The organism is Muribaculum intestinale (genome assembly GCF_002201515.1).
Lineage (GTDB): Bacteria > Bacteroidota > Bacteroidia > Bacteroidales > Muribaculaceae > Muribaculum > Muribaculum intestinale.
In genome coordinates, this window is the sequence record NZ_CP021421.1 from 1951833 (window position 1) to 1976041 (window position 24209).

18 protein-coding genes are annotated in these 24209 nt (G+C 50.5%); 13 read left to right on the forward strand and 5 right to left on the reverse strand.

What is annotated here, in order from left to right; genetic code table 11:
- Positions 1-10 precede the first annotated feature (10 nt).
- The 4 genes from ADH68_RS07890 to ADH68_RS07905 all read right to left on the reverse strand — a co-directional run bounded on the left by ADH68_RS07890 (position 11) and on the right by ADH68_RS07905 (position 5534).
- Positions 11-1978, reverse strand: coding sequence for a calcineurin-like phosphoesterase C-terminal domain-containing protein (locus ADH68_RS07890; protein ID WP_068961277.1), 1968 nt, complete (start codon positions 1976-1978; stop codon positions 11-13).
- 362 nt (positions 1979-2340) lie between these two features.
- Positions 2341-3969 (reverse strand): DUF4091 domain-containing protein, encoded by a 1629-nt coding sequence (locus tag ADH68_RS07895; RefSeq protein ID WP_084274085.1) that lies wholly within the window; start codon positions 3967-3969, stop codon positions 2341-2343.
- 166 nt (positions 3970-4135) lie between these two features.
- On the reverse strand, positions 4136-5137 hold the full coding sequence (locus tag ADH68_RS07900) for a class II fructose-bisphosphate aldolase (protein WP_068961276.1): 1002 nt from the start codon (positions 5135-5137) through the stop codon (positions 4136-4138).
- A gap of 226 nt (positions 5138-5363) precedes the next feature.
- Positions 5364-5534: a DUF362 domain-containing protein gene (locus ADH68_RS07905; protein WP_068961275.1), complete on the reverse strand. Its 171-nt coding sequence runs from the start codon at positions 5532-5534 to the stop codon at positions 5364-5366.
- Between the two features lie 218 nt (positions 5535-5752).
- Here ADH68_RS07905 and ADH68_RS07910 point away from each other — a divergent pair, with 218 nt between their 5' ends.
- Positions 5753-6403 (forward strand): DUF308 domain-containing protein, encoded by a 651-nt coding sequence (locus ADH68_RS07910; RefSeq protein ID WP_084274084.1) that lies wholly within the window; start codon positions 5753-5755, stop codon positions 6401-6403.
- Positions 6404-6413: 10 nt separating this feature from the next.
- Here ADH68_RS07910 and ADH68_RS07915 read toward each other — a convergent pair whose 3' ends face one another.
- Entirely contained in the window at positions 6414-7073 is a 660-nt protein-coding gene (locus ADH68_RS07915; protein ID WP_068961273.1) for a cytidylate kinase-like family protein, read from the reverse strand.
- 114 nt (positions 7074-7187) lie between these two features.
- Between ADH68_RS07915 and ADH68_RS07920 the strand changes: the two genes are divergently transcribed.
- The 12 genes from ADH68_RS07920 (at position 7188) to ligA (ending at position 24194) form a co-directional block, all read left to right on the forward strand.
- Positions 7188-7565, forward strand: a complete 378-nt coding sequence (locus ADH68_RS07920) for a hypothetical protein (RefSeq protein WP_068961272.1) — start codon at positions 7188-7190, stop codon at positions 7563-7565.
- Positions 7566-7591: 26 nt separating this feature from the next.
- Positions 7592-8491 (forward strand): peptidylprolyl isomerase, encoded by a 900-nt coding sequence (locus tag ADH68_RS07925; protein WP_317044358.1) that lies wholly within the window; start codon positions 7592-7594, stop codon positions 8489-8491.
- 2 nt (positions 8492-8493) lie between these two features.
- Positions 8494-9717, forward strand: a complete 1224-nt coding sequence (locus tag ADH68_RS07930) for a M16 family metallopeptidase (protein ID WP_068961271.1) — start codon at positions 8494-8496, stop codon at positions 9715-9717.
- Positions 9718-9869: 152 nt separating this feature from the next.
- Positions 9870-11795: a DUF349 domain-containing protein gene (locus ADH68_RS07935; RefSeq protein WP_084274083.1), complete on the forward strand. Its 1926-nt coding sequence runs from the start codon at positions 9870-9872 to the stop codon at positions 11793-11795.
- Between the two features lie 165 nt (positions 11796-11960).
- Entirely contained in the window at positions 11961-13346 is a 1386-nt protein-coding gene (locus tag ADH68_RS07940) for an undecaprenyl-phosphate glucose phosphotransferase (RefSeq protein ID WP_084274229.1), read from the forward strand.
- 25 nt (positions 13347-13371) lie between these two features.
- Positions 13372-13968 (forward strand): Crp/Fnr family transcriptional regulator, encoded by a 597-nt coding sequence (locus ADH68_RS07945; RefSeq protein ID WP_068961270.1) that lies wholly within the window; start codon positions 13372-13374, stop codon positions 13966-13968.
- 243 nt (positions 13969-14211) lie between these two features.
- The gene (locus tag ADH68_RS07950; protein ID WP_084274082.1) at positions 14212-15393 is read left to right on the forward strand and encodes an efflux RND transporter periplasmic adaptor subunit; all 1182 of its coding nucleotides are present in this window, start codon (positions 14212-14214) and stop codon (positions 15391-15393) included.
- Between the two features lie 39 nt (positions 15394-15432).
- On the forward strand, positions 15433-18801 hold the full coding sequence (locus tag ADH68_RS07955) for an efflux RND transporter permease subunit (protein WP_068961269.1): 3369 nt from the start codon (positions 15433-15435) through the stop codon (positions 18799-18801).
- Between the two features lie 24 nt (positions 18802-18825).
- Positions 18826-20217: a TolC family protein gene (locus ADH68_RS07960; protein ID WP_068961268.1), complete on the forward strand. Its 1392-nt coding sequence runs from the start codon at positions 18826-18828 to the stop codon at positions 20215-20217.
- Positions 20218-20237: 20 nt separating this feature from the next.
- On the forward strand, positions 20238-21023 hold the full coding sequence (gene lpxA / locus ADH68_RS07965) for an acyl-ACP--UDP-N-acetylglucosamine O-acyltransferase (protein WP_068961267.1): 786 nt from the start codon (positions 20238-20240) through the stop codon (positions 21021-21023).
- 161 nt (positions 21024-21184) lie between these two features.
- On the forward strand, positions 21185-22156 hold the full coding sequence (locus ADH68_RS07970) for a type I phosphomannose isomerase catalytic subunit (protein WP_394364965.1): 972 nt from the start codon (positions 21185-21187) through the stop codon (positions 22154-22156).
- A 19-nt stretch (positions 22157-22175) separates the two neighbouring features.
- Entirely contained in the window at positions 22176-24194 is a 2019-nt protein-coding gene (gene ligA / locus ADH68_RS07975; protein ID WP_068961266.1) for an NAD-dependent DNA ligase LigA, read from the forward strand.
- Positions 24195-24209 lie beyond the last annotated feature (15 nt).

Below are 24209 nucleotides of genomic sequence, written 5' to 3' on the forward strand. Positions count from 1 at the left end.
ATGGAAAATGTCATTGCATGTATGCATCGGTAGAGAATGCTTTCGGACGCTTCATTTCCTCTGTCCATGTGTGGCCGAACTCATCCTTCACGGTAATGTTGAGTGTCGATGTGGCATCGGGAGCCTTTACCTTGAAGAAGTGGACGAACAGTTCGGTAATAAAGCTCGGCGCGCTCTTCAGGTTGGCTTTGTTGAAGCGTTTCACTGTGAGTGCTGCAATGTGGAGCGGGTCGTACGCGCCTACAGGAGTGCATGTAAGGGTTTGTCCGCTTTCGGTAGTTACGGTGATTGTCCACGATGGATTCCAGTTCCATACGTTAATCAGAACTTCGTTGTTGGAGTTGGCCGGATATGCCTGGATGTACTTATTGAAAGCGTTGGTCGCTGTTGTTGTACCTGACATGTCGGGTACGTCGTTGAGGCTGAATCTTACCTGATTGAGGTCGTATGAGCGGAACTGTACATCTTCATTGAGATTAGTGCCTTTGTAAATCCATTTGATGTCAGTGCCGTTGATATCCCAGATGGCATATCCGCCGGGTGTGCCGTCGGTAGACAGATGGAGTCCGGGGGTCAGATGTCCCGACCACCACCATGAGGCGCATATGGCTGCGACGTTGTGTTCCATGATGTCGCGTCCGCCTGACACCTGATGGCCTGCGGGCACGTTGTAGTTCATGTGGGTATGTCCGGTCACAAAGTGTACCTTATATCCGTCGAGGAGCGAGAGCAGACGGTCGGTACTTGCTGCATCGTGGTCGTACTTGTAGCTTCCGGTCTCGGTAGGACGGAAGAACGGAGCGTGTGCGGTAATAATGACCGGTGTTGATTTATTGACATAGGCGAGATCCTTTGCGAGCCATGTGAGCTGGTCGTCGGACAGATTTTTTGTATATAGTCGGGCCGTTGTGCCGTCGTAGCCGTCGCAGTCAATGTCGTCGAGCACGATGTAGTGGACCTTTCCGATATTGAACGAGTAGTAGCCGGGGGCGAGGTGTGTACGGTACTGCAGTGCTGCGTCAAAGTCGTTGAAGGCCTTGTAGTCGTAGTCGTGGTTGCCCATGGTGTGGAATATCTGTATATCCTTTACCTGCTCGTTGATGGTCTTGATATAGTCGGCGATTTCATATTTGTTGTCGTACCAGTAGAGGTCCCATGTCATGTCGCCGAGTGTGATGGCATACATCTTCTGTCCGCTGCATGAGTTGCGGTAGTTGTTGAAGTCGGCGGTGAACTGCCGGAACTGTGCGGCGTCGTCGGTGCGGTTGGCCAGGTGCATGTCGCCGAGGAAGAATACCTTGTAGGTATCCTGTCCGTCTACCTGTGTGAGGCGGAAGTCGGCGCGTTCGGCTTTGGTATTGTCGGCTGTAGTAAGACGGTACATTCGTGGCAATACTCCGTCAGCCTCCACTTCATATCCCGATGGTACGGATATGAATACATAGCCGTAATGTTTGTTGGACTTGAGGTTGTATACACCGTTTTCGTCGGTAGTGGTGACTTCGATGCCATCAGATACCACGACACCCTTTACACCTCCTTCGTCGGTGGAGACAAGGCCGTAGATTGTGGCGCCTTCGGCCGGCTCGATAATGCTTTCTACAATGGCAACGGAAAGTTGTCCGAGAGGTATGCGGCGGTCGTCTCGTTTTATGTATGCCCGGTATGAGCCATCGGTAACGCTTGGATTGAAGCGTACTGTAAAGCTGTTTTCTGTAGCGCTTACAATCGGCGAGATGTGCAGCACACCGTTTGAGGCCTCGAGCATGAGAAAATCGGTAGTCAGAGGCACAGAGCCCGATGGTACATTGAATGTATAGTCGCCGCCCTGCATTATGTCGATTTTGGCAGGTACAGAAAAGTGTATGCCGGAATCGCTAATCGGCGGATTGTCGTCGGATGAAGAGCAACTTGCCGCTGTCAGAGGCAGAAATACTGTCAGGATTGCTCCTATCAGATATTTTTCAATTGTTTTCATATTTTTAATGTTAGTTTTAGGTTAATTCGTTCTATTATCGAAGCAGGCTTGGCTTGTCGGTGTTAAATCATTAAATTCCGTGCTTTCTTGGCATACATTCTAAGAATTTGTCGATTTGTAAGGCTATTCTTTCGTTTGGAAAGCCTGTCGCTTACGCAAAGTTAAAAATAGTTAGAGAAATTATATATATATTATTAAACAAAAAAAGTTAAATAAAAGTTAAATAAAAACTTAAATAGGTTAAAAATGAGACTCAAGGTAAAAGCATAGTGTATTTTTATACATATAAAGCCGTCCGGACTGGTCCGGACGGCTTTATGCTTATGATTTTTTTGATAAAGAAGTCTGATCGTCTACAACATCTATAGGGAAGAGAGCTGGTCGATTGTGGCTTTTAGATAATTGACTGTGGCTGCAGTGGTGGAGCGAGTGTCGACGATGCCCATTTTTATTGGATTCAGGGCTTTTTCCAGTCGGTCAAGAGAGGCTGCATCGCCGTTGGCGATGAATTTTTCTCGCAGCAGGCGTGCTTTTTCACTAAGCTGTATGCCCTCTACGAGACGTTCGTAGCGCACTGACGAACGTCCTTCGGGGTATATGAAGTATGTGTCGCCTGGGGCAAATAGTTTGAAGCGGGAGTCGTCAAGAGGATTGTCGGTCCAGTTCATGAAGCTCCAGTGGAGATATCCGTCGTGGCCGGTCGAGGTGCAGTAGACCGGAATCCACACGGCATCGGCCGATGCATTGTTGGAGAAGAGGTTGGGCTCGGGGCGCGAGCAACAGGTATAGAGATTTGTTACTAATCCTTTTTCGCGGCGTCGCTCTACAGTGCCGGGGGGATATGCTTCGGTAAGCAGGATGGTATAGCTGTAAAGTTTGTCGATAAGCTCGGGATGGTAGTTGCCGGCGAGCGATATCTTAAATCGGGGTTCCGCTTCCTGTATTATGGCGTAGGCGTTGAGCATGTCGGACAGGCTGCGCTCGTCCATGCTTATCATTGTGCGTTCGAACCATCCTTTTTCTTTGAGGTGGGAGGCGAATGCTTTCAGGAAGTTAAGCCATAGGTCGCGGTATTCAGGAGTGTCGGTAGTGGTCTTTAGGAATCTGTATTCGCCGGCGCTTTCATCGTAGTAGCGGAAATTCATTTCCCATGGAATCATGGTGAAGCATTCAATCATGCCGTCGATGCCGTTGTCGGCCATGAACTGCACCCATCTGTCGAATATTCTGTAGTCGTAGCTCCAAGAGCCGTCGGCCTTTTTGGTGGTCTCTATCATAGGGAGGAAAAGGTCGTTGCTCTGCTCTCCCCAAGGCTCGTAGAACAGTATGGCCGAGACGGTGCTCTGACCGGCCCGGGCGAGGTATTGGGCGTAGGGTTTAAGGAGATTGAAGTGTTCCTTGCTCCAGGGCTCTACCTTGCCATAGCGGGCGACGGAGTAGGGCTGTTGCCATAGATTGAGATGAAATGCTTGTTGTGAGGGCTTGGGCAGGGTCATTTCCGATACGGAGATATTGAGTGATATCTGCTGTCCGTCAACCGAAAGTGTCTCTTTATATTTGCCGGGCTTTGCGTCGCGGGGCACTTCGACTGTCACCCATACAGGGCGGGTTTCGCCGGAAAGGTGCACACTGCCGGCTTGGGTGTCGATTATGTCGGGCACGCGCCAAGCGGGGAGAGTGTCGGGGTGTATTCCGCAGTTGCGGAAATCGTCGGTGAGCACATAGTCGACAAATGAAGCGCTTGCAGGCAGCTGGCCTGATATCTTGGCTGAGCACACTGCGGTCTGTCCCTGTGGTATGTGGATTAATGCGACAGCGCCTACGCGTTCGCCGCGCCATGCGTGAATGAGGGTGTCGGTTGTAAGTTGATTGGGCAGGGCATAGTCGGACGCATAGTGGATATCTTTTGAAGCCCATGTGAGTTGTGCGCACATTGATGCCGCGTTTGCAAGCATTGCGGTTGCGATAAGTATTGATTTGCCTGTTTTCATGGAAAAACGTAAATGTCGTCGGGACCCTGCATATCGGATAATGCAGTAGTGGCGACGGCTGTGTATTTTCAGTTGATTGTGAGAAAAAAATCAGGCGACAGGTCGCGCGTAGTGGCGCGGCATGCCGCCTGATGTATGTGTGGGTATGTCAGTTTAATGACAGCGATTATTCAGCTTTGCCTTCAGAACCGAGAACGGCTACAATCTTGTGCTTGTAGAGTTTCTCCATTTCTTCGCGGGCCGGACCGAGGTATTTGCGGGGGTCGAATTCGGCGGGCTTTTCGTTGAATACACGACGTACGGCAGCGGTCATTGCGAGACGGCTGTCAGAGTCGATGTTGATTTTGCATACATCCATCTTTGCAGCCTTGCGGAGCTCTTCTTCGGGGATACCGATGGCATCGGGGAGCTTGCCGCCGTTTGCGTTGATGATGTCGACATACTCCTGGGGAACGGAAGATGAGCCGTGGAGTACGATGGGGAAGTCGGGGAGCTTGGCCTCAACGCCTTCAAGCACGTCGAATGCGAGTGGCGGGGGCACGAGGCGTCCGGTCTTCGGGTCGCGTGTGCACTGTTCGGGAGTGAACTTGTATGCGCCGTGTGAGGTACCAATCGAGATGGCGAGGGAGTCGCAGCCTGTGCGTGTAACGAAGTCGATTACTTCCTCGGGGTCGGTATAGGTGTGGTGGTCGGAAGATACTTCGTCCTCTACACCTGCGAGAACGCCGAGCTCGCCTTCTACAGTTACGTCATACTGGTGAGCGTAGTCTACCACTTTCTTTGTGAGGGCAACGTTTTCCTCGTAGGGGAGGTGAGAGCCGTCAATCATCACTGAAGAGAAGCCATGGTCGATGCAATCCTTGCAGAGCTCGAAGCTGTCGCCGTGGTCGAGGTGGAGTACAATCTGGGGATGTTCCCAACCGAGGCTCTTGGCATAGTCAACAGCACCCTGAGCCATGTAACGGAGCAGAATCGGGTTGGCGTAGTTGCGGGCGCCTTTCGATACCTGGAGGATTACGGGCGATTTGGTGTCGGCAGCAGCCTTGATGATAGCCTGGAGCTGCTCCATGTTGTTGAAGTTGAATGCCGGAATAGCATATCCGCCATGTACGGCTTTTGCAAACATCTCGCGGGTGTTTACAAGGCCGAGGTCTTTATAATTTACCATGTTTGATTAAATTTTTTATGGTTGAACGAATTGGCTTTATGGGATAAAGGAGCCTGTTGCAGTCTGTTGGCCGCTTGTGCTCCAAATCTGATGCAAAGATAGTAAACAATTGGAATATGGCATAGCCAAATTAATGAAAAATTTCAGTAATTATGTCATATTCGCAAAAAGGCGCCACATTGTTATGCGGACGCCTTTTGTAGAATTGTACAGGTGTGTTTCTGTATTATTCTCCGGGGATGATAGCCTCGCTGGGGCATACTTCAGCACAGCTGCCGCACTCGATGCAGGTATCGGGATCGATGTGATAGATATCGCCCTCTGAGATAGCCTCAACGGGGCATACGGGGAGACATGTGCCGCAGGCAACACACTTGTCGGTAATTACGTAAGCCATTTCTGTTTAAGATTTTAGATAATTATACGAAAGTTCTTTATAGATAATTCGTCGCAAAGATAAATTATTTCTGTCAATAACCCTATTTTTTTAACAAAAAACTTTGTCGACATGGTCTTTACGTTGGCTCAACGCAGGCAAATATCGCCGAAGTGCCCAACCAAGCCGCACCGGAGTGTGTTACATTACATATTTTAATATTATAATGTCATTGACTTATGAAAGGGAAAACAAGTTTTTGGATGCAGTTTTTTGCGTTGGCCGCAGGTATAGTGCTGATATGCATGCACGACAGGATAAACCTCGTGCAGTGGGTAATTGTGTTTGTCGGTGTCATGTTTGCCATACCGGGCTTGTTCGGGCTTATTGAGGCGCTTGTCGGCCGCCGTAAGAGCCGCCGTGGCGGTCCGGTGCCGATACTCGCTTCTGTGGGTTCGCTCATTATCGGGGTGATAATGATTGTTTGTCCGGTTCCGTTTGAGTCGGTGTTTGTCTATTTCCTTTCCGCAGTGCTGATACTTGGCGGCATATGGCATATCTGGATACTGTCGGTTGGCGTGCGGCCTATCGTTCTGCCCGTGTGGCTGTATGTGTTGCCGGTGCTTGTGGTCATTGCGGGCATATCGATTCTTCTGGCGCCTGTAAGGGAGACCGAATCCATATTCACACTGATAGCCGGAATCGCTCTGGTGTGCATTGCCGGCAACGGTCTGTTCATATACCTTGCGGCATACGGACAACACCGCCGGACAGACGCCGACAGCGCCGGTGACGAACGAAGGCTGGACGCCGATGTGCGCCGACTTGATGCCGACGTCACTTCCGTGAAGAAGACGGATGGCAGCGACATTCCGGCAGGCTGGGAGTAGTAGATATATGTTATTCGATGGGCACCGACAGGTCGGGAAAACGGGCGCGGACATAGGCGCATACGAGTTCGGCCACGTTGTCCATCGACATGGAGTCGGAGTCAATGGTGAGATGGTAGCTTGCCGCATCTCCCCACACTTTGTCGGTGTAGAAATTGTAGTAGTTTGCGCGGAGTTTGTTGGTTTTTTCGGCAATTTCGCGGGCTTTCTCTTTGGTGATGGAGTCGCCGCGGCGCATTATGCGTGCTATGCGTGCCTCCATTGGCGCGTGGACAAATATATTTACACATCGGGGAAAGTCGCGCAACACATAGTCGGCCGAACGTCCGACAATCACACATGAATGTTTCATGGCGAGATTGTGGATTAGCTCTGACTGTACCCTGTAGAGGTTGTCATCGCTGATTGACGAGCTGCCGGCGTATGCATTATATGGCGAGTATCCCATTGTGAAGGAGAACATTCCGCTCAGGAATTTGGGAAACTTCTCATCGTTGCGTTCGAAGAAGTCAACGCTTACGCCTGCATTATGAGCCGCTTGGCGTAGTAGTTCTTTGTCGTAGAAAGCGATGCCGAGTTTTTCGGCTATCAGGCGTCCGAGCTCGCGTCCGCCGCTACCAAACTGGCGTCCGATGGTCACGACAAAATTGGGAGGTGTGGTCTGCTGCATTTTTTTTAGATGTTCTGTTAAAGAAAAAGAACGGTTGCGTGCGTAAAGTTAGGCATATTCTCGTTAAAATTCTTATCTTTGCCGCAAACTTTCCTGAATAAACACGCTCTCATTATGAATGAAGATTTGAAAAAGGCTGTTGGAAAGGATCCGGATGGCCTTCTGACATACGAATACATCGCCAACCATATAGGAGAGATTGACGAAGTGCTCGATGAACTCATCGACAATATGATTAGCGTCGATCTTAACGGACAGTTTCTGGTGAGCGCAGCCCATTATCTCCATGCAATCGACGGCGTACGGTATCACGGTGCTATCGAGCGGCTGATAGCCGCTGCTATTGACCGCGATCGTGAGCACAGGTATATCGGCGATTTATTGCCAGCTCTCTGGGGTGAGGATTATGCCTCCCATGTGGCTGAGCTTAGTGCCGCCGATAATAATTTCCGTCGCATCTACAAACGTCTTTTCCCCGAGGCCATAATCTGACCTGAATTCCCACTTAGCATTACTCTATGCCAAAATTCGCAACAAAGTGTCTGCTCTGCATGTTTACATTGATGATGTGGGCTTGTGCAGGAGCATCACCCTCATCCGACAATAAATCAAATCCTGAAAACGACATGACTGAATCCGACTCCATCCCAATGACCACACCCTCGGCCGAGGGCGATGTGCTGGTTGACATCTCGACAACTGCCGGCGATATACAGGTGCGCCTTTTCGGCGATACACCGAAGCATCGCGACAATTTCCTCAAACTTGTGAATGAGGGATACTACAACGGTGTGCTTTTTCACCGCGTCATAAATGAATTCATGATTCAGACCGGTGACCCCGATTCGAAAAATGCATCGGCCGGACAGTCGCTCGGAACCGGTGGCCCCGGATATACCATTGAGTCTGAAATAGTATATCCGCGCCATTTCCATCGCAAGGGTGCGCTTGCCGCTGCTCGCCAGGCCGACCAGGTGAACCCTGAGCGCCGCAGTTCGGGCTCGCAGTTCTACATTGTGACCGGAAAAGCATACAACGACGGCCAGCTCAAGCAGATGGAAAATCAGATGAAGATGATGCAGCAGCAGGGCATATTCAATCGTCTGGCAGCGGAGAACCGCAGCAAAATCATGGAAATGCGCCGTAATAATGACCAGGCCGGCATACAGAAACTGCAGGAGGAACTGATTGCTGTCACAGAAAAAGAGGCGGCTGCAAATCCCGTCACACTTACTCCCGAGCAGCGTAAGGTATACGGTACAGTAGGGGGAACCCCTCATCTTGACGGCCAGTATACGGTGTTCGGTGAAGTGACAAAGGGTCTTGATGTAGTTGATAAGATACAGCAGATGCCCACCGGCGCGGCCGACCGTCCTCTTGAGGATGTCAGAATACTTAAAATGACAGTCGTTAAATAAACATGGCAACCCGATTCACTCTTCCTAACGGACTCCGGGTAGTGCATGAACAAGACAGTGCCACCGCAATGGTGGCACTTGATGTACTATATAATGTAGGCGCGCGCGACGAGCATCCCGACCATACCGGCATGGCTCATCTTTTCGAGCACCTGATGTTTGGCGGCTCTGTGAACATTGCGGATTTTGACGGGGCAATCGAGCAGGCCGGAGGGCGTAACAATGCATGGACCAATCAGGACTATACCAATTTCTACGATATAGTGCCTGCCCAGAATGCCGAGACTGCGTTCTGGCTTGAGAGCGACCGCATGCTATCTCTTGCATTCTCGGACAAGGCTCTTGAGGTGCAGCGCAATGTGGTGATGGAAGAGTTCAAGCAAGTGTGCCTTAATCAGCCCTATGGCGATCTGGGACATCACATGTCGGCTCTGGCATACAAGGTGCATCCTTATCGCACTCCGGTTATCGGAAAGGAACTGGGCCATATAGAGAGTGTCACTCAAGAGCAGGTACGCGAATTTTTCCGTACGCACTATGCTCCCAACAATGCCGTACTGGCTGTTACCGGAAATATCACTCTGGACGAGACACGCCGTCTGGCCGAAAAATGGTTCGGGCCTATACCGCGGCGCATTGTGGCTCCGCGCACATATGCACCCGAGCCGGAACAGACAGAGGCGCGGCGTATTGTTGTCACCGGCAATGTGCCCCAGACTCTTGTGGTCATAAGCTATCCGATGCCCTCATGTACCAATCCGGATTATCCTGTATGCGATATAATTACCGATTTACTGGCGGCAGGGCGCACTTCGCGCTATTACCGTAGGCTGGTAATGGAGTCTGGATTGTTCTCGTCGGCCGATGCATCGATTACAGGCTCTGAGGAGCCAGGACAGCTCTTGCTTCAGGGTATGCTGCGAGACGGTGTTTCTGTCGATGAGGCTTGTGACGCGCTTGTAGATGTGGCACGCAGCCTTATTGTAAATCCGCCGGATGACCATGAGTTGCAGAGCGCACTTAACCGATTTGAGACCCAACAGGTGATGAGTAATATCAGTTATGTAAATCTGGCCTCCACACTGGCTCTTGACGAGATGCGCAATACCACCCAGGCCAAGACTCTGGCCTGCTACATGGGCATTACACGAGAGGATATCGTGCGTGTAGCATCATACATATTCCGTCAGGAGCGTAGCTCCACGCTGATATACTGTCCCCAATGATGTAGCCTGTCTTATACCTTAGAGGTCGGTTGTTGATGCCCTAAAAGGGCATTTACAACCGGTTTTGTCAAAAAAATAAAGAATAATTCAAAAGGTTTCTAAAAAAATCCCTATATTTGGCTTCTTAAAGCTAACTAACCACCATTATTGTTATGGAATTGCGTGACCAATCTTCTGCGGAGCTTGAAAATATCAGGCCCGAGGAAGTCTCCTTGCCAGCGGAGGTCTCTGCCGACGCTCCTGCTGTGACTGACTCTGTTGTAGAATCAGATGTCAATGAAGTATGTGAAAATGAAACCGTGCCTGTAGGAAATGCCGGCGGAGAACTTGTCTCTGAACCTGAAGCCTCCGCTTCCGTTTCGGAGTCAGTAGTTGAACGCCCGATGACGAAGGAAGAGGTAATCGCCCGACTGGAAGAAATTTCTTCCCGTTCGGGCGCTGATGTAAGCCGCGACGAGGTGACTCGCCTGCGTCAGGCTTTCCACGCATTCCGTAAGAATGAACTTATTGCGGAGAAAGAGGCATTCATTGCCGATGGCAATGACGAGAAGGATTATCTCCCCTCGCTTGATCCGCTTGAGGAGCGCATGACAGTACTCCTTAATATAATAAAGGAAGCAAAAGCCGAGTTCATTGCCCGACAGGATGAGGAGCGCCGTGCCAATCTTGCACGCAAGCGCGATATAATCAGAGAGCTTGACGAGATGGCAGCCGACACCGACAATGTCAACCGTCATTTCCCCCGTTTCCGTGAGCTCACCCAGGCATTCAAGGATGCCGGTGAGGTGCCTCCTACCGATGCTACCGATCTTTGGCGCGACTATCAGGCCGCTGTAGAGCGGTTCTATGATCAGCTTAAGGTGAACAAGGACCTCCGTGATTATGATTTCAAGAAGAATCTGGAGATGAAGCAATTGCTTATCGAAGAAGCTGAGAAACTTGAAGAAGAGGCCGATGTTGTCACCGCTTTTCGCCGTCTGCAGGACCTACACGAAAAATGGCGCGATGTAGGTCCTGTGGCCAAGGAACTGCGCGACGAGATATGGAACCGCTTCAAGGAAGCCTCCGCGATAATCAATAAAAAATACCAGGCATTCTTTGAAGAGCGTAAAGAGCGCGAGCGCGAAAACGAAGAGAAGAAAACCTCAATATGCGAGCGTGTCGAGAAAATAGATATCACATCCCTTGCCAATCACTCGTCCTGGGAGCAGGCTACTAAAGAAATCCTCGCGGCACAGGAGGAGTGGAAGAAGCTCGGCTTTGCCTCAAAGAAGGTAAACAACGCTCTTTTTGCCCGTTTCCGTAAGACCTGCGATGACTTCTTTACCGCAAAAGGCGATTATTTCCGACAGGTGCGGGATATGCGCACATCCAATCTTGAGCGCAAGACTGCCCTCTGTGAGCGCGCCGAGGCTCTGAAGGACAGTACCGACTGGAAGAAGACCGCAGATGCCATTACCGAACTGCAGAAAGAGTGGAAGACCATAGGCCCTGTCGACAAAAAACACAGCGACATCATCTGGCGACGTTTCATTGATGCGTGCGACTACTTCTTCGAATGCCGGAAGAAAGCCACATCAGGCCAGCGCCGTACCGAGCGAGAGAATCTCAAGAACAAGGAAGAGATAATCAAGACACTGAAGGCTATCGCCGACGATACCCCTCGCGACGAGGCAATCGCCAAGGTCAAGGAATTGCAGAATGCATGGCAGGCGATAGGCCACGTTCCTTTCCGAGACAAGGATCGCGTCAACGAAGAGTATCGTACGGTTGTCGGCAATCTCTACGAGCATTTCGACATACGAGAGAAGCGTGCCCGTATGGAGGCTTTTGCCGGAAATATCCGAGAGATGCAGGGCGATGGCAACCGTCTCGGCCGTGAGCGCGAGCGACTTGTGCGTGCTCTTGAGCAAAAACGCGCAGAAATTAAGACTTATGAAAATAATTTGGGCTTCTTTAACGTTACCTCTAAGAGCGGCAATGCCCTGCTGCGCGACATGGAGCGCAAGATTGACCATCTTAAAGAAGACCTGAAAGCCCTTGAGGAGAAGATTCGCCTCATCGATCAGAATATTTAAGATTCCTGATTGTCGGCAGATGCCGGCATATGGGTTCCGGGTGGTGTTTGTAGCTGAATCGGCATGATGCAGATTCGCCCTCACGTCCGGATAGGAAATTAAACGTGTGCGGTTTCCGGTAGCCTGAGGGCAATCGATGCCGTACACGTTTTGTTTGATAAGATTGTGAATAAAAAAGGCAAATACGGTAAGTATCTCTCCTTTATAGAGACCATAGCGGGATTTATTATTGTCAATCTCGCCTTTGTAGTCGCATGTCTTTTCGATACCGACATAGTCGGATTCCGGTGGAAAGTGTCGTGGCTCGTGGTCAATGTCAGTTATCTGCCGGTAGCGATGATGTTCAATCGCTTCCCTATGCCGCGTTCGATTCATGTCGACAGAGTTGTCGTGCGCTCGATAGAAGGAGTGGGTATGCATGCGCTGTTCTTCTTCGCGCTGCTTACTTTTCTGAATTCATGGGTGCACAATGATTCGTTCTATTTGTGGTTTTATGGACTTATGATAGTGCTTCTGCCGTGCGGGCTTGTGGCTACACGCATGCTTGTGAAGCGCTTCAGACGTAAGGGGCGCAACTACAGCACTGCGGTCATTGTGGGCACCGGAGAGACTGCCCACAGGTTACGCTCGGAGATGCTCGCCGATGCCGGATATGGATACAAATGCCTGGGTTTCTTCTCGATAAACCGCGACAGTATGCCGGCCGACGACCCTTTGTGTATAGGCAACATCGATACTCTCGAGGAGTTTATACAGAAAAACGAAGTAAACGAGATATATTATGCCGAATCGGGTGAGAACTATGCCTCGATGAAGCGAGTGATGCGTATTGCTGATGATCATGTGGTGCGCTTTTTCTATGTGCCGTTGCTTAATGCCTATGTGAGTCGTGCCGCACAGTTGTCCAATATAGGGCAGGTGTCGGTGCTTGATGTGCATCCTGATCCTCTGTCGGGATGGATGGCGCGCACTGTAAAGCGCGGTTTTGACATTGTGTTTTCTTCTATCGCGCTTCTGTTTAGTCCGATAGTGTTTATCCCCGTGGCGATTGCGATTAAATGCTCCTCGCCTGGTCCGGTGTTTTTCCGTCAGAAGCGCACCGGATATAAGGGCCATGAGTTTATGTGCTGGAAATTCCGTACCATGCGTGTTAATTCAGGAAGTGACTGTGTGCAGGCTACCCGAGGGGATGCGCGTGTCACAAAAGTCGGCGAATTCCTGAGGCACACATCTATCGATGAGCTACCCCAATTTATTAATGTGTGGCTCGGCGACATGTCGGTAGTAGGGCCGCGACCTCATATGATAAAGCATACCGACGATTACCGTAAGATTATCGACAAATATATGGTGCGCCATTTTATTAAACCGGGTATCACAGGATGGGCGCAGATAAGAGGATTCCGCGGCCAGACGGAGGAGTTGTGGCAGATGGAAAAGCGTGTCGAATGCGACATATGGTATATGGAAAACTGGAATCTGTTTCTTGATATCAAGATAATAGTCCTTACGATAGTCAATGCCATAAGAGGCGAAGAGAATGCATATTGATTAATCCAATAAAACGACCTGTAACATGCCGCACCCTATAGACATTCTGCGTAAACTTCACAATTTTCCTGACGAGATAATAGAGCGGGTGCAAGAGCTGATGGTCGACGAACATGTAAGGAAAGGGTATTGCATAGAGAGCCTGCGTCCTACCCCCGGTGGTACAGCTTTTTATATCAAGAAAGGGGCTGCACGCACTTTTTATATCGATAAGGGACGTGAGTATACTCTTTCATTTGCATTCGATGATGATTTCATCATTACAAACACCCTTACAGGGATAGGGCCCGGGGTGCCGATGAACGTGATGTTTCTTGAGGATTCCGATATTGTGACTTTTGTGCACAGCGAGATGCACCAGACCATACACGAGGGCATATCCGATGTCAGTCCACTTGAATGGACCATGTTCCTTAATGCTATTCTGTATGAATATGCAGGATATCTGGAAGAGCGCCTGTTTAATCTGTACAATGCCTCGGCACGTGAGCGCTATGAGTGGGTGCTCAGACGTTACCCCCGTCTGGGTGAGGTTGCCACCACCACACAGATAGCGTCGTTTCTGGGTATAACCAAGGAGACACTCTATCGTATCAGAGGTGGAAAATACAGTGCGCGTTAATACCATTTAGCGTGATTAGGCTGTGCTTTAGACTTCTATTTCGAACATTTAAATTAAATTAACTACTGTGTATGATATATGTCATATAATATAAGTGCGGCTGTGAGTAACTTTGCATCGCGAAAAAGTGCAGACCAAAATAATCACAACCGCCGTACCCTGTTTTATTCCTCGTTAATTCAAGCCGGCGGCGCTCCAATAGTTACAGTAATCAAAAGTTATATAAGTTTTTAAAGCAACGTTATGAAATTGAATTCCGCAAAGACCGTCGGAACTTCGCTCATAGCCGGGGTAGCCGTAGTGCTTGCCTCGTGCGGCGGAGGACAGCAACAGCAGCAGATGCCGGTACCTCAGATTGCCACAATGACAGTGGAATATGGTAATTCCGAACTCGAAAGCGCCTATCCGGTGACCATCAAGGGGCGTACTGATATCGCAATCCGTCCGCAAGTATCAGGATTTATTACCAAAGTTCATGTAGACGAGGGCCAGCAGGTGCGTAAAGGCCAGGTTCTCTTTACTCTCGACCAGGTGCAGTATCAGGCTGCGGTAGATGCTGCCCAGGCAGCCATACGCGTGGCTGAAAGCGCAGTCAACACAGCCCAGCTTACCGCCGACAACAAACGTCGCCTGTATGATAAGAACATAATCAGCGAGTATGAATGGCAGATGGCCGACAACCAGCTCAAGCAGGCCAAGGCCCAGCTTGCATCGGCCAACGCTCAGCTTGTTACAGCCCAGAAAAATCTCGCCTATACTGTTGTCACCGCGCCCAGCGACGGTGTTATCGGTTCTATTCCCAACCGTGAAGGCTCTCTTGCATCGCCCTCGTCGATGGAGCCTCTCACAACAGTGAGCGACAACTCTGAGGTGTACGCCTATTTTTCTCTCAACGAAAAAGACATTCTCGGCATGACTGACAATGGCGCGCGCAGCCTCAACTCTTCGGTCGACGCTATGCCTCCGGTATCACTGCGTCTTGCCAATGGAGAGATTTATCCCGAGAAAGGAAAGGTGGCTACTGTCAGCGGAGTGATAGATAATACTACCGGTGCAGCCACAGTACGTGCTCTTTTCAATAATCCTTCGGGAATGCTCCGCAGCGGTTCTACCGGCTCAGTGCTGATTCCGAACTCTTTTGAGAAGGTAATAATCATACCGCAGTCCGCTACAAGCGAGCTTCAGAACATCCGTTTTGCCTATGTTGTCAATGACAGCAATAAGATTGTGGCTACTCCGATTCAGGTTTCTCCCATATCCGACGGAAAGAACTTTATCGTAGTGTCGGGTCTTGAGGTCGGACAGCGTATCGCCGTTGAGGGAGTGGGTACATCGGTAAGAGACGGCATTACAATCCAGCCTGTAGATGCCTCCACTCAGCCTCAAGGAGCACCTCAGGCCGCTCCTGACGCTGCCAAGGAATAATTCTCTCCATCATAAAGTAGTCACAATACTCAATCGGACATGAAATTAGATACATTTATTAACCGTCCTGTGCTATCGACGGTTATATCGATTTTTATAGTTTTGTTGGGTCTGATTGGTCTTTTTTCGCTTCCAATTACCCAATATCCCGATTTGGCACCGCCTACTATCCGAGTATCGACCACCTATACCGGTGCGAATGCTCAGGCTGTGCTGAATTCAGTAATCGCTCCTCTTGAGGAGTCAATCAACGGCGCCGAAGGCATGACCCATATGGAGTCGACTGCCACAAATACCGGTGCCGCCGACATCACAGTATACTTCAAGCAGGGCTTTAACGCCGACATGGCTGCTGTTGATGTGCAGAACCGTGTCGCTAAGGCTACTAATCTTCTGCCTGCCGAGGTTACCCAGGTAGGTGTGCTTACCCAGAAGCGCCAGACATCCATGCTTATGGGTGTGGCTCTATATTGCGACAATGGGGAATATGACGAGGTGTTCATTGATAACTATATGAAAATCAATGTCATCCCTCAGCTTCAACGTGTCAACGGTGTGGGTGACGTAATGTCGTTTGGCGCCGACTATTCTATGCGTGTGTGGCTTAAGCCCGACGTAATGGCCCAGTATAAGCTCATGCCGTCGGATATCGCCGCAGCTTTGCGCGAACAGAATGTCGAGGCTGCTCCCGGTGCGTTTGGCGAACAGGGCGACCAGTCGTTCCAGTATACCATTAAGTATAAAGGACGTCTTACCACTCCCGAGGAGTTTGAAAATATAGTTGTAAGTGCTAACTCTAACGGTCAGATTCTGTATCTAAAGGATGTGGCCGACATTGAACTCGGCCGTGTGACCTATGGCTTCGGCAACAGTCTGAACGGATATCCGTCGACTTCGGCGATGATTTTCCAGACAGCAGGCTCCAATGCGACTCAGATTATCAAGGACTGCGAGAAGGAGATTGACCTCCTTGCAAAAGACCTTCCCAAGGGTCTGCACTTCGCTATCCCGATGAACAACAACGACTTCCTTGAGGCGTCTATTCACGAAGTTATCAAGACCCTTATAGAGGCGTTTATCCTTGTGTTCTTTGTGACCTACGTCTTCCTTCAGGACTTCCGGTCGACCATCATTCCCGCTATTGCCATCCCTGTGGCACTTATCGGTACATTCTTCTTCATGAACATTATCGGGTTCTCGATCAACCTTATCACCCTGTCGGCTCTCGTGCTTGCTATCGCGATTGTGGTTGACGATGCGATTGTGGTGGTCGAGGCGGTGCATGCCAAACTCGATGTGGGATACAAGAGCGCCCGTAAAGCGTCGATTGACGCTATGAACGAGATTGGCGGCGCCATCATATCCATTACTCTGGTAATGATGCTTGTGTTTATCCCTGTATCGTTCATGCCAGGCACCTCTGGTGTGTTCTATCAGCAGTTCGGTATCACCATGGCTATCGCTATCGGTCTGTCGGCTCTTAACGCGCTCACCCTGTCGCCGGCTCTGTGTGCTGTATTCCTCAAGCCCCACAATGATGACAAGTCGCTCAAAGAGCGTATGGGTACAGCATATTCCGAGGCCGCAGATGTAATGAAGAAGCGTTATTCGTCGGTATGGAAGCTCAACCTTCCCCCGATGGTTACATTCCTCTTCCTCGCAGCTACGATTACTTTCATGGTACTCGGCTGGTATCAGTTAGAGGTGATATGGAAACTCGCAGTCGGTGTGGTATGCGCTATCATAGCTATCATGGGCATCTTCAGCGACCGTTTCAAGGAAGGATTCGAGCTGGGATATTCACGCCTGCTTAAATTCTACAACAAGGCTTCCGGATTCTTTATCCGCCATAAGATTACATCATTTGGAATAGTCGGCGTCAGCATCGCGGTGCTCGTATGGCTTATGTCGATTACACCTACCACCCTTGTGCCTAATGAAGATACCGGATATCTGTTTGTGATGCTTGACATGCCTCCCGGCACTTCCCAGGAGCGTACCGCAGCCACTCTCGACAAGATGGACCAGGTAATCATGAAGATTCCCGGAGTGAAGTATACCCAGAAGATTATGGGTTATAGCTTCCTTGCCGGACAGGGTAACACCTACGGTACATTCATCGTGAAGCTCGACGATTGGTCGGAACGTGACGAGTCGCGCAGCAACGAGGCGATTATCCGCCAGATTTACGGCCTGACGTCAACTATCAAGGACGGACGTATCGTGGCATTCGCTCCTCCTATGATTACCGGTTACTCTCTTACCAACGGTTTCGACCTCAAGATGCAGGACAAGACCGGCGGTTCGATTGACAACTTCTATGGAATCGTACAGAATTTCCTCCGTGAGCTGATGGCACAGCCTGAGGTACAGATGGCTTACTCTACATTCAATCCTGCCTTCCCGCAGTATATGATTGACATTGATGCCGCCAAGGCCAAGCAGGCCGGTATCAGTCCCTCGACTATCCTTAGCACACTACAGGGATATTATGGAGGTATGTACGTGTCCAACTTTAACCGATTCGGTAAGATATACCGTGTGATGATGCAGGCCACTCCCGAGTCGCGTGTATCGCCCGAGACTCTGTCGAGCATTAAGATACGAAACGGAGCAGAAATGGCATCTTTGTCCAATTTCGTAACCTTGAAGCGTGTCTACGGTCCCGACCTTCTCAATCGATTCAACATGTTTACATCGATTTCTGTCACCGGCCAGCCGGCTCCGGGATATACTTCCGGCGACTGTCTTGCCGCGGTAGAGCGTGTGGCTGCCGCCACTCTGCCTGCCGGATTCGGCTATGAATACTCCGGTATGACACGCGAGGAGGCAAGTTCGTCGGGCAACGGCACCGCCATGATTTTCGGTCTCTGTCTGCTTTTCGTATATCTTCTGCTTTCCGCTCAGTACGAGAGCTACATTCTCCCCTGGTCGGTAATCCTCTCGATTCCGTTCGGTCTTATGGGTTCGTTCATATTTGCAGGAATCGATGGCATATCCAACAATGTGTACCTGCAGATTGCGCTCATCATGCTTATCGGACTTCTTGCGAAGAACGCCATCCTTATCGTTGAGTTCGCCCTTGAGCGTCGCCGTACGGGTATGGCGATTGTCAATGCTGCTATCCAGGGTGCATCGGCTCGTCTGCGTCCTATCCTCATGACCTCGCTCGCTCTTGTCATCGGTCTGCTCCCGATGATGTTTGCCCACGGAGTAGGCGCCAACGGTAACCGTGCCCTCGGTACAGGATCTATCGGCGGTATGCTTATCGGTATGATTCTCCAGGTACTTATCGTTCCGGCCCTGTTTGTAGCATTCCAGATGATTCAGGAGAAGATTTCTCCCATGAAGTGGAAGGATACCGACAATACCGGACTTGAATCGGAAATCGAGCAGTATTCACATTAATGCTCTAATCAATTTATATTCGTAATGACAGTCAACAGAATATCACGATACGCTTTCATTCTTGCAGGTGTGGCAATGCTTTCGAGCTGCCACATCTACAAGAAGTTTGAGATGCCCGATGACAAACCGGTACTTGCCGAGTATGTCGAGGCACGCGATGCCGCTATGGACTCTGCTTCTTTCGGCAACATGCGCTGGCAGGATATGTTTACCGACCCGATGCTGGCCGACCTTATCGGACGCGCTTTGGTAAGCAACGTCAATCTGCAGAATGCCAAGCTCAACGTCGACATGGCCCACTCCCAGCTTAAGGGTGCGCGCCTCAGCTATCTTCCGTCGCTTACCCTCGCGGCCTCCGGCAACAAGGCTTACTATGATATTACAGGCATGCGCGACATGCCCTGGACATATCAGGTGCCTTTGTCGGCAAGCTGGGAGATTGATATCTTCGGCAAGACCCTCAACACCAACCGTCGCGCCAAGGCAGCCCTGCTTCAGAGCGAGGCTTACGAGCAGGCCGTGCGCTCGCAGATTATTGCGGGAGTGGCCAATTGCTATTATACAATCGCCATGATAGAGAAGCAGCTTCAGATTACGCGTGAGACCGCTAAGCTATGGGGACAGAACGTAGAGATTATGAAGGACTTCAAGGAGGCCGGCCGCGTCACAGAGGCTGCCGTCGTACAGAGTGCTGCAAACTACTACAGCATCCAGGCTTCGATTACCGACCTTGAGGTAGCTCTCAATCAGGCCAACAACAGTATGTCGCTTCTGCTCAACGTGGCTCCACAGTCGTGGGGCATCTCTCCCGACGCCGTATTCCGGCTCCCGGGAGTAGTAAGCGCCGGAGTGCCGATGCGCGAGCTCGCAGCCCGTCCCGACGTGCGTGCCGCAGAGCAGTCGGTTGCTGTGGCATACTACGCCACCAACCAGGCCCGTGCCGCATTCTATCCGGGCATTACCATCTCGGCTACCGGTGGATTTACCAATTCGGTAGGGTCAATGGTAATCAATCCGGCCAACTGGTTTGCCAATCTTGCCGGCTCGCTTACCGCGCCTCTGTTTGCCCGCGGCCAGCTTATCAGCAATCTTGAGGTTGCCAAGGCCAATCAGGCGGTGGCTATGAATAATTTCGAGAACACTCTTATGAATGCCGCAGCAGAAGTAAGCGACGCATATCTGACTCTTGAGAAGAGTGCCGAGAAGTCGGAGCTTCTTTCGCATCAGGTGGCCGAGCTTGAGAAGTCGGTAGAGTATACGATGGAGTTGCTTTCATACAACGGTTCCACATCATATCTCGAAGTGCTTACCGCACAGCAGACCCTTCTGCAGGCACAGCTTAATAAGGTGAACTGCGACAATACCCATGCACGTGCTGCCGTAAGCCTGTACCAGGCTCTTGGCGGCGGACGTTAATCCTTAAATTTTCATATGTCATGATTAGTCCATTAGCACATGTCGACCCTGCTGCCAAGATTGGCAACAATGTCAAGATTTACCCCTTTGCTTTTATCGATGCCGATGTCGAGATTGGCGACGACTGCGTGATTATGCCCTATGTGAGCATCATGGACGGTACACGTATAGGCCGGCATAATAAAATCTATCAGGGTTCGATTATCGGTGCCGATCCTCAGGATTTCCGCTGGAAAGGTGAAAAGACTTACTGTGTAATCGGCGACAACAATATAATCCGAGAGCAGGTGATTATCAACCGAGGCATACATGCCAATGGTGCCACTACCATTGGAAATGACTCCTTTATCATGGCCGAGGCTCATATCGGTCACGACAGCCAGATTGCCAACAAGGTTGTGCTCGGCAACGGCGCAACTATCGCCGGCGACTGTAAGGTTGGCACCTGTTCGATACTTTCGTCCAATTCTGTGCTCCACGAGCGCAGTGAGGTGGGCGACTGGGTGGTGGTGAAAGGCGGTTGCCGTATCACCGGCAATGTGCCTCCATATGTCATTATCGCCCACAACCCTGCCACATATTACGGTATCAATGCGTTTATTATGCGCAAGCATGGATTTACCGACGAGCAGATCGACGATGTGGCAAAGGCCTACCGTCATATATATCAGGCAGGCACCTCAGTGTTCAACGGTCTGAAGCGTGTCGAGGCCGACGTAGCGCCGAGCGATGTACGCAGCAATATCGTCGACTTTATCCGCGGACACCAGCTCAAGATTGTGGCTGTGCCAACCGAACTGGAGTAATATCGTTAATTATCTTTATAAGGCGGCTGTATCGAGTCATTTCGATACAGCCGCCGTTGTATATGAGCGGGGGATTTTGTACTTTTGTTGACAGCAACACCGATATCATGGTATAGGTGTCGGTTTTAGATAAAAATATAATTTAATACCTTATAATAGATATGAATGCTATAATTCCTCCTTTTAAGTTTGTCCCTTACCTGAAGTCGGTACTTTGGGGTGGTAACAAGATTGCCCCGTTCAAGGGTATAGTCACTGACCAGAAATCCATCGGCGAAAGCTGGGAAATTTCCGGTGTGCCCGGACATGAATCGATAGTGGCCGAGGGCGACGACAAAGGAATGACCCTCCCTGCGCTCATCGAGAAGTATGGCGCACGTCTTGTCGGCGACAAGGTATATGCCCGCTTCGGCAATACATTCCCTCTGCTTATAAAACTTATCGACGCCGAGAAGGACCTTTCCGTTCAGGTACATCCCGATGACCGGCTTGCCAAGGAACGCCACAATTCACTCGGAAAGACCGAAATGTGGTATATCGTGGATGCCGAGCCCGGCGCTAAAATATATGCAGGACTTTCGGAGCAGATTACCCCCGACGACTATACACGCCTTGTCGGAGAAAAGAAAATCATGGATGTGATAGCCTGTCATGATTCCCACGACGGCGACCTCTTCTTCCTTCCCGCAGGACGTATCCACGCTATCGGCGCAGGCAATCTTCTTGCCGAGATTCAAGAGACCAGCGATATCACCTATCGCGTATACGACTTCGACCGCCGTGACGCCGAGGGAAATACCCGCGAACTCCATACAGAGCAGGCCAAGGATGCCATCGATTATAAAGTGTATCCCGAATACAAATCGGAATATGACCGTGAGGCTAAGGGCGAGGTGCCTCTGATTGATTGTGAATATTTCGATGTAAACCTTGTCAAGGCCGACGGACATCAGGATATTGCCATCAATCATGATTCGTTTATGGTAATCATGTGTCTGGAAGGCGAGTGCCAGATTATCACCGACCATGGAACAATTACCCCGATGCGCAGAGGCGAGACTATCCTTGTTGCAGCCGCTACAGCTTCGGTAGAGGCCAACGGAAGCGCCACACTCCTAACCGCACAGGCTTAAGCACTACAACACTCTTTGTATGGAATCAGTGAAGCAGCAGATAGAGCGGCTACGCGCCGAAATCGACAGGCACAACCATCAGTATTATGTGCTTAACTCGCCGGAGATTTCCGATTATGATTTCGACATGATGCTCAAACAGCTCGAAAGTCTTGAAAAAGAATATCCCGAATATGACGACCCGCTTTCGCCCACGCATAGGGTCGGGTCGGATATCAACAAGGCCTTCGAGCAATGGGAACACAGGCGTCCGATGCTGTCGCTTGGCAACACTTATTCCATAACGGAAGTTGACGAATGGGTGGCTCGTGTCCGCGAGGGTCTCATGGACGAGCCGTTCCGGATTGTCGGTGAAATGAAATTTGACGGCACGTCGATATCGCTCACCTATGAGCACGGACGTCTGGTAAGGGCCGTGACCCGAGGAGACGGCACCCGCGGTGACATTGTTACCGATAATGTGATGACCATACGGTCAGTACCGCTAACCTTGCAGGGGTCGGGATGGCCCGATGAGTTTGAAATACGTGGAGAGATACTCCTCCCCTGGAAGGCTTTCGACAGGCTTAACGCAGAGAGGGAGTTCAATGAAGAACCCCTCTTTGCCAATCCGCGTAATGCGGCAGCCGGTACATTGAAGATGCAGAATTCGGCCGAGGTAGCACGCCGCGGCCTTGATGCCGTGTTCTATTATCTTCTGGGCGACAATCTCCCGTATGACAATCATTTCGACAATATGGAGGCTGCACGGAGCTGGGGCTTCAGAGTGTCTCCTGAAATGAAGCTGATGACCACTATTGAGGAGATTGACGCCTATATAGCCCATTGGGATGTGGCCCGAAAGGAATTGCCATGGGCCACCGACGGACTGGTGTTTAAGGTCAATAGTCTTCGACAGCAGCTCAATCTCGGTTATACAGCGAAGTCGCCCCGCTGGGCGGTGGCGTATAAATTCGCTGCCGAACGCGCTCTGACGCCACTGCGCTATGTGTCGTTTGAGGTAGGACGCATGGGAGTCGTTACCCCTGTCGCCAATCTCGATCCGGTGTTACTGTCAGGCACTGTCGTAAAGCGTGCCTCTCTCCATAATGCCGATATTATACGCCGTCTCGACATACATGAAGGCGATCATCTCTATGTGGAGAAGGGTGGAGAGATTATTCCCAAGATTACCGGTGTTGATGTAAGTGCACGAGTGCCAGGTTCTATGCCGGTAGAATTTGTCACAGAGTGTCCCGTATGTGGTACGCCGCTTGTGCGTGTCGAGGGAGAGGCTTCCCATATGTGCCCCAATAAACTCGGATGTGCCCCCCAGATATGTGGGCGTATCGAGCATTTTGTGGGTCGGCGCATGATGAATATCGACGGTATAGGTGAGGAGATGTCAGTGACTCTGTATGAAAACGGTTGGGTAAAGGATCCCGCCGATCTCTACAGTCTCGGACGTTATCGCAATGAGATGCTTGAGCTCCCTGGCATGGGGCCGCGCACTATCGACCGTATGCTCGAAGGGATTGAAGCCTCAAAGCAAGTAAGTTTCGACCGTGTCATATTCGCCCTGTCAATCATGTTCGTAGGCGAGACTGTGGCCAAAAAGCTGGCTCGCTCGCTACGCAGTATGGATGCTCTCATGAGTGCGGATTTCGATACGCTCGTAGCCATCGATGATATAGGTCCCCGTATAGCCCAGTCGGTTGTCGACTATTTCTCCCATCCGCTCAACCGCGATATTGTAGAGCGTCTGCGTGCCGCCGGTGTATGTATGTCTATGCCCGACGAGCCTGAAGGGGTTGCATCCGGCGTATTCGACGGTAAGACTGTGGTGATTTCCGGAACATTCTCCCATCACAGCCGCGACGAGTATAAGGAGATTATTGAGCGCAATGGTGGCAAGAATTCAGGTTCGGTAAGTAAGAAAACCGATTTTATACTCGCCGGCGAAAATATGGGGCCGGCCAAACTTGAAAAAGCCCGTACGCTCGGCATAACTATCCTTAGTGAGGATGAGTTCCTCAACATGCTGTCAGCTCAGCAATAATCCAATCAGTAATAT

What these genes read in the sequence shown, in the direction of transcription:
- ADH68_RS07920 (WP_068961272.1), top strand. Translation starts at nt 7,188, where the DNA reads ATGAATGAAGATTTGAAAAAGGCTGTTGGAAAGGATCCGGATGGCCTT.
- ADH68_RS07895 (WP_084274085.1), bottom strand. Translation starts at nt 3,969, where the DNA reads ATGAAAACAGGCAAATCAATACTTATCGCAACCGCAATGCTTGCAAAC.
- ADH68_RS07925 (WP_317044358.1), top strand. Translation starts at nt 7,592, where the DNA reads ATGCCAAAATTCGCAACAAAGTGTCTGCTCTGCATGTTTACATTGATG.
- ADH68_RS07935 (WP_084274083.1), top strand. Translation starts at nt 9,870, where the DNA reads ATGGAATTGCGTGACCAATCTTCTGCGGAGCTTGAAAATATCAGGCCC.
- ADH68_RS07930 (WP_068961271.1), top strand. Translation starts at nt 8,494, where the DNA reads ATGGCAACCCGATTCACTCTTCCTAACGGACTCCGGGTAGTGCATGAA.
- ADH68_RS07910 (WP_084274084.1), top strand. Translation starts at nt 5,753, where the DNA reads ATGAAAGGGAAAACAAGTTTTTGGATGCAGTTTTTTGCGTTGGCCGCA.
- ADH68_RS07890 (WP_068961277.1), bottom strand. Translation starts at nt 1,978, where the DNA reads ATGAAAACAATTGAAAAATATCTGATAGGAGCAATCCTGACAGTATTT.
- ADH68_RS07905 (WP_068961275.1), bottom strand. Translation starts at nt 5,534, where the DNA reads ATGGCTTACGTAATTACCGACAAGTGTGTTGCCTGCGGCACATGTCTC.
- ADH68_RS07915 (WP_068961273.1), bottom strand. Translation starts at nt 7,073, where the DNA reads ATGCAGCAGACCACACCTCCCAATTTTGTCGTGACCATCGGACGCCAG.
- ligA (WP_068961266.1), top strand. Translation starts at nt 22,176, where the DNA reads ATGGAATCAGTGAAGCAGCAGATAGAGCGGCTACGCGCCGAAATCGAC.
- ADH68_RS07945 (WP_068961270.1), top strand. Translation starts at nt 13,372, where the DNA reads ATGCCGCACCCTATAGACATTCTGCGTAAACTTCACAATTTTCCTGAC.
- ADH68_RS07970 (WP_394364965.1), top strand. Translation starts at nt 21,185, where the DNA reads ATGAATGCTATAATTCCTCCTTTTAAGTTTGTCCCTTACCTGAAGTCG.
- ADH68_RS07955 (WP_068961269.1), top strand. Translation starts at nt 15,433, where the DNA reads ATGAAATTAGATACATTTATTAACCGTCCTGTGCTATCGACGGTTATA.
- ADH68_RS07900 (WP_068961276.1), bottom strand. Translation starts at nt 5,137, where the DNA reads ATGGTAAATTATAAAGACCTCGGCCTTGTAAACACCCGCGAGATGTTT.
- lpxA (WP_068961267.1), top strand. Translation starts at nt 20,238, where the DNA reads ATGATTAGTCCATTAGCACATGTCGACCCTGCTGCCAAGATTGGCAAC.
- ADH68_RS07960 (WP_068961268.1), top strand. Translation starts at nt 18,826, where the DNA reads ATGACAGTCAACAGAATATCACGATACGCTTTCATTCTTGCAGGTGTG.
- ADH68_RS07950 (WP_084274082.1), top strand. Translation starts at nt 14,212, where the DNA reads ATGAAATTGAATTCCGCAAAGACCGTCGGAACTTCGCTCATAGCCGGG.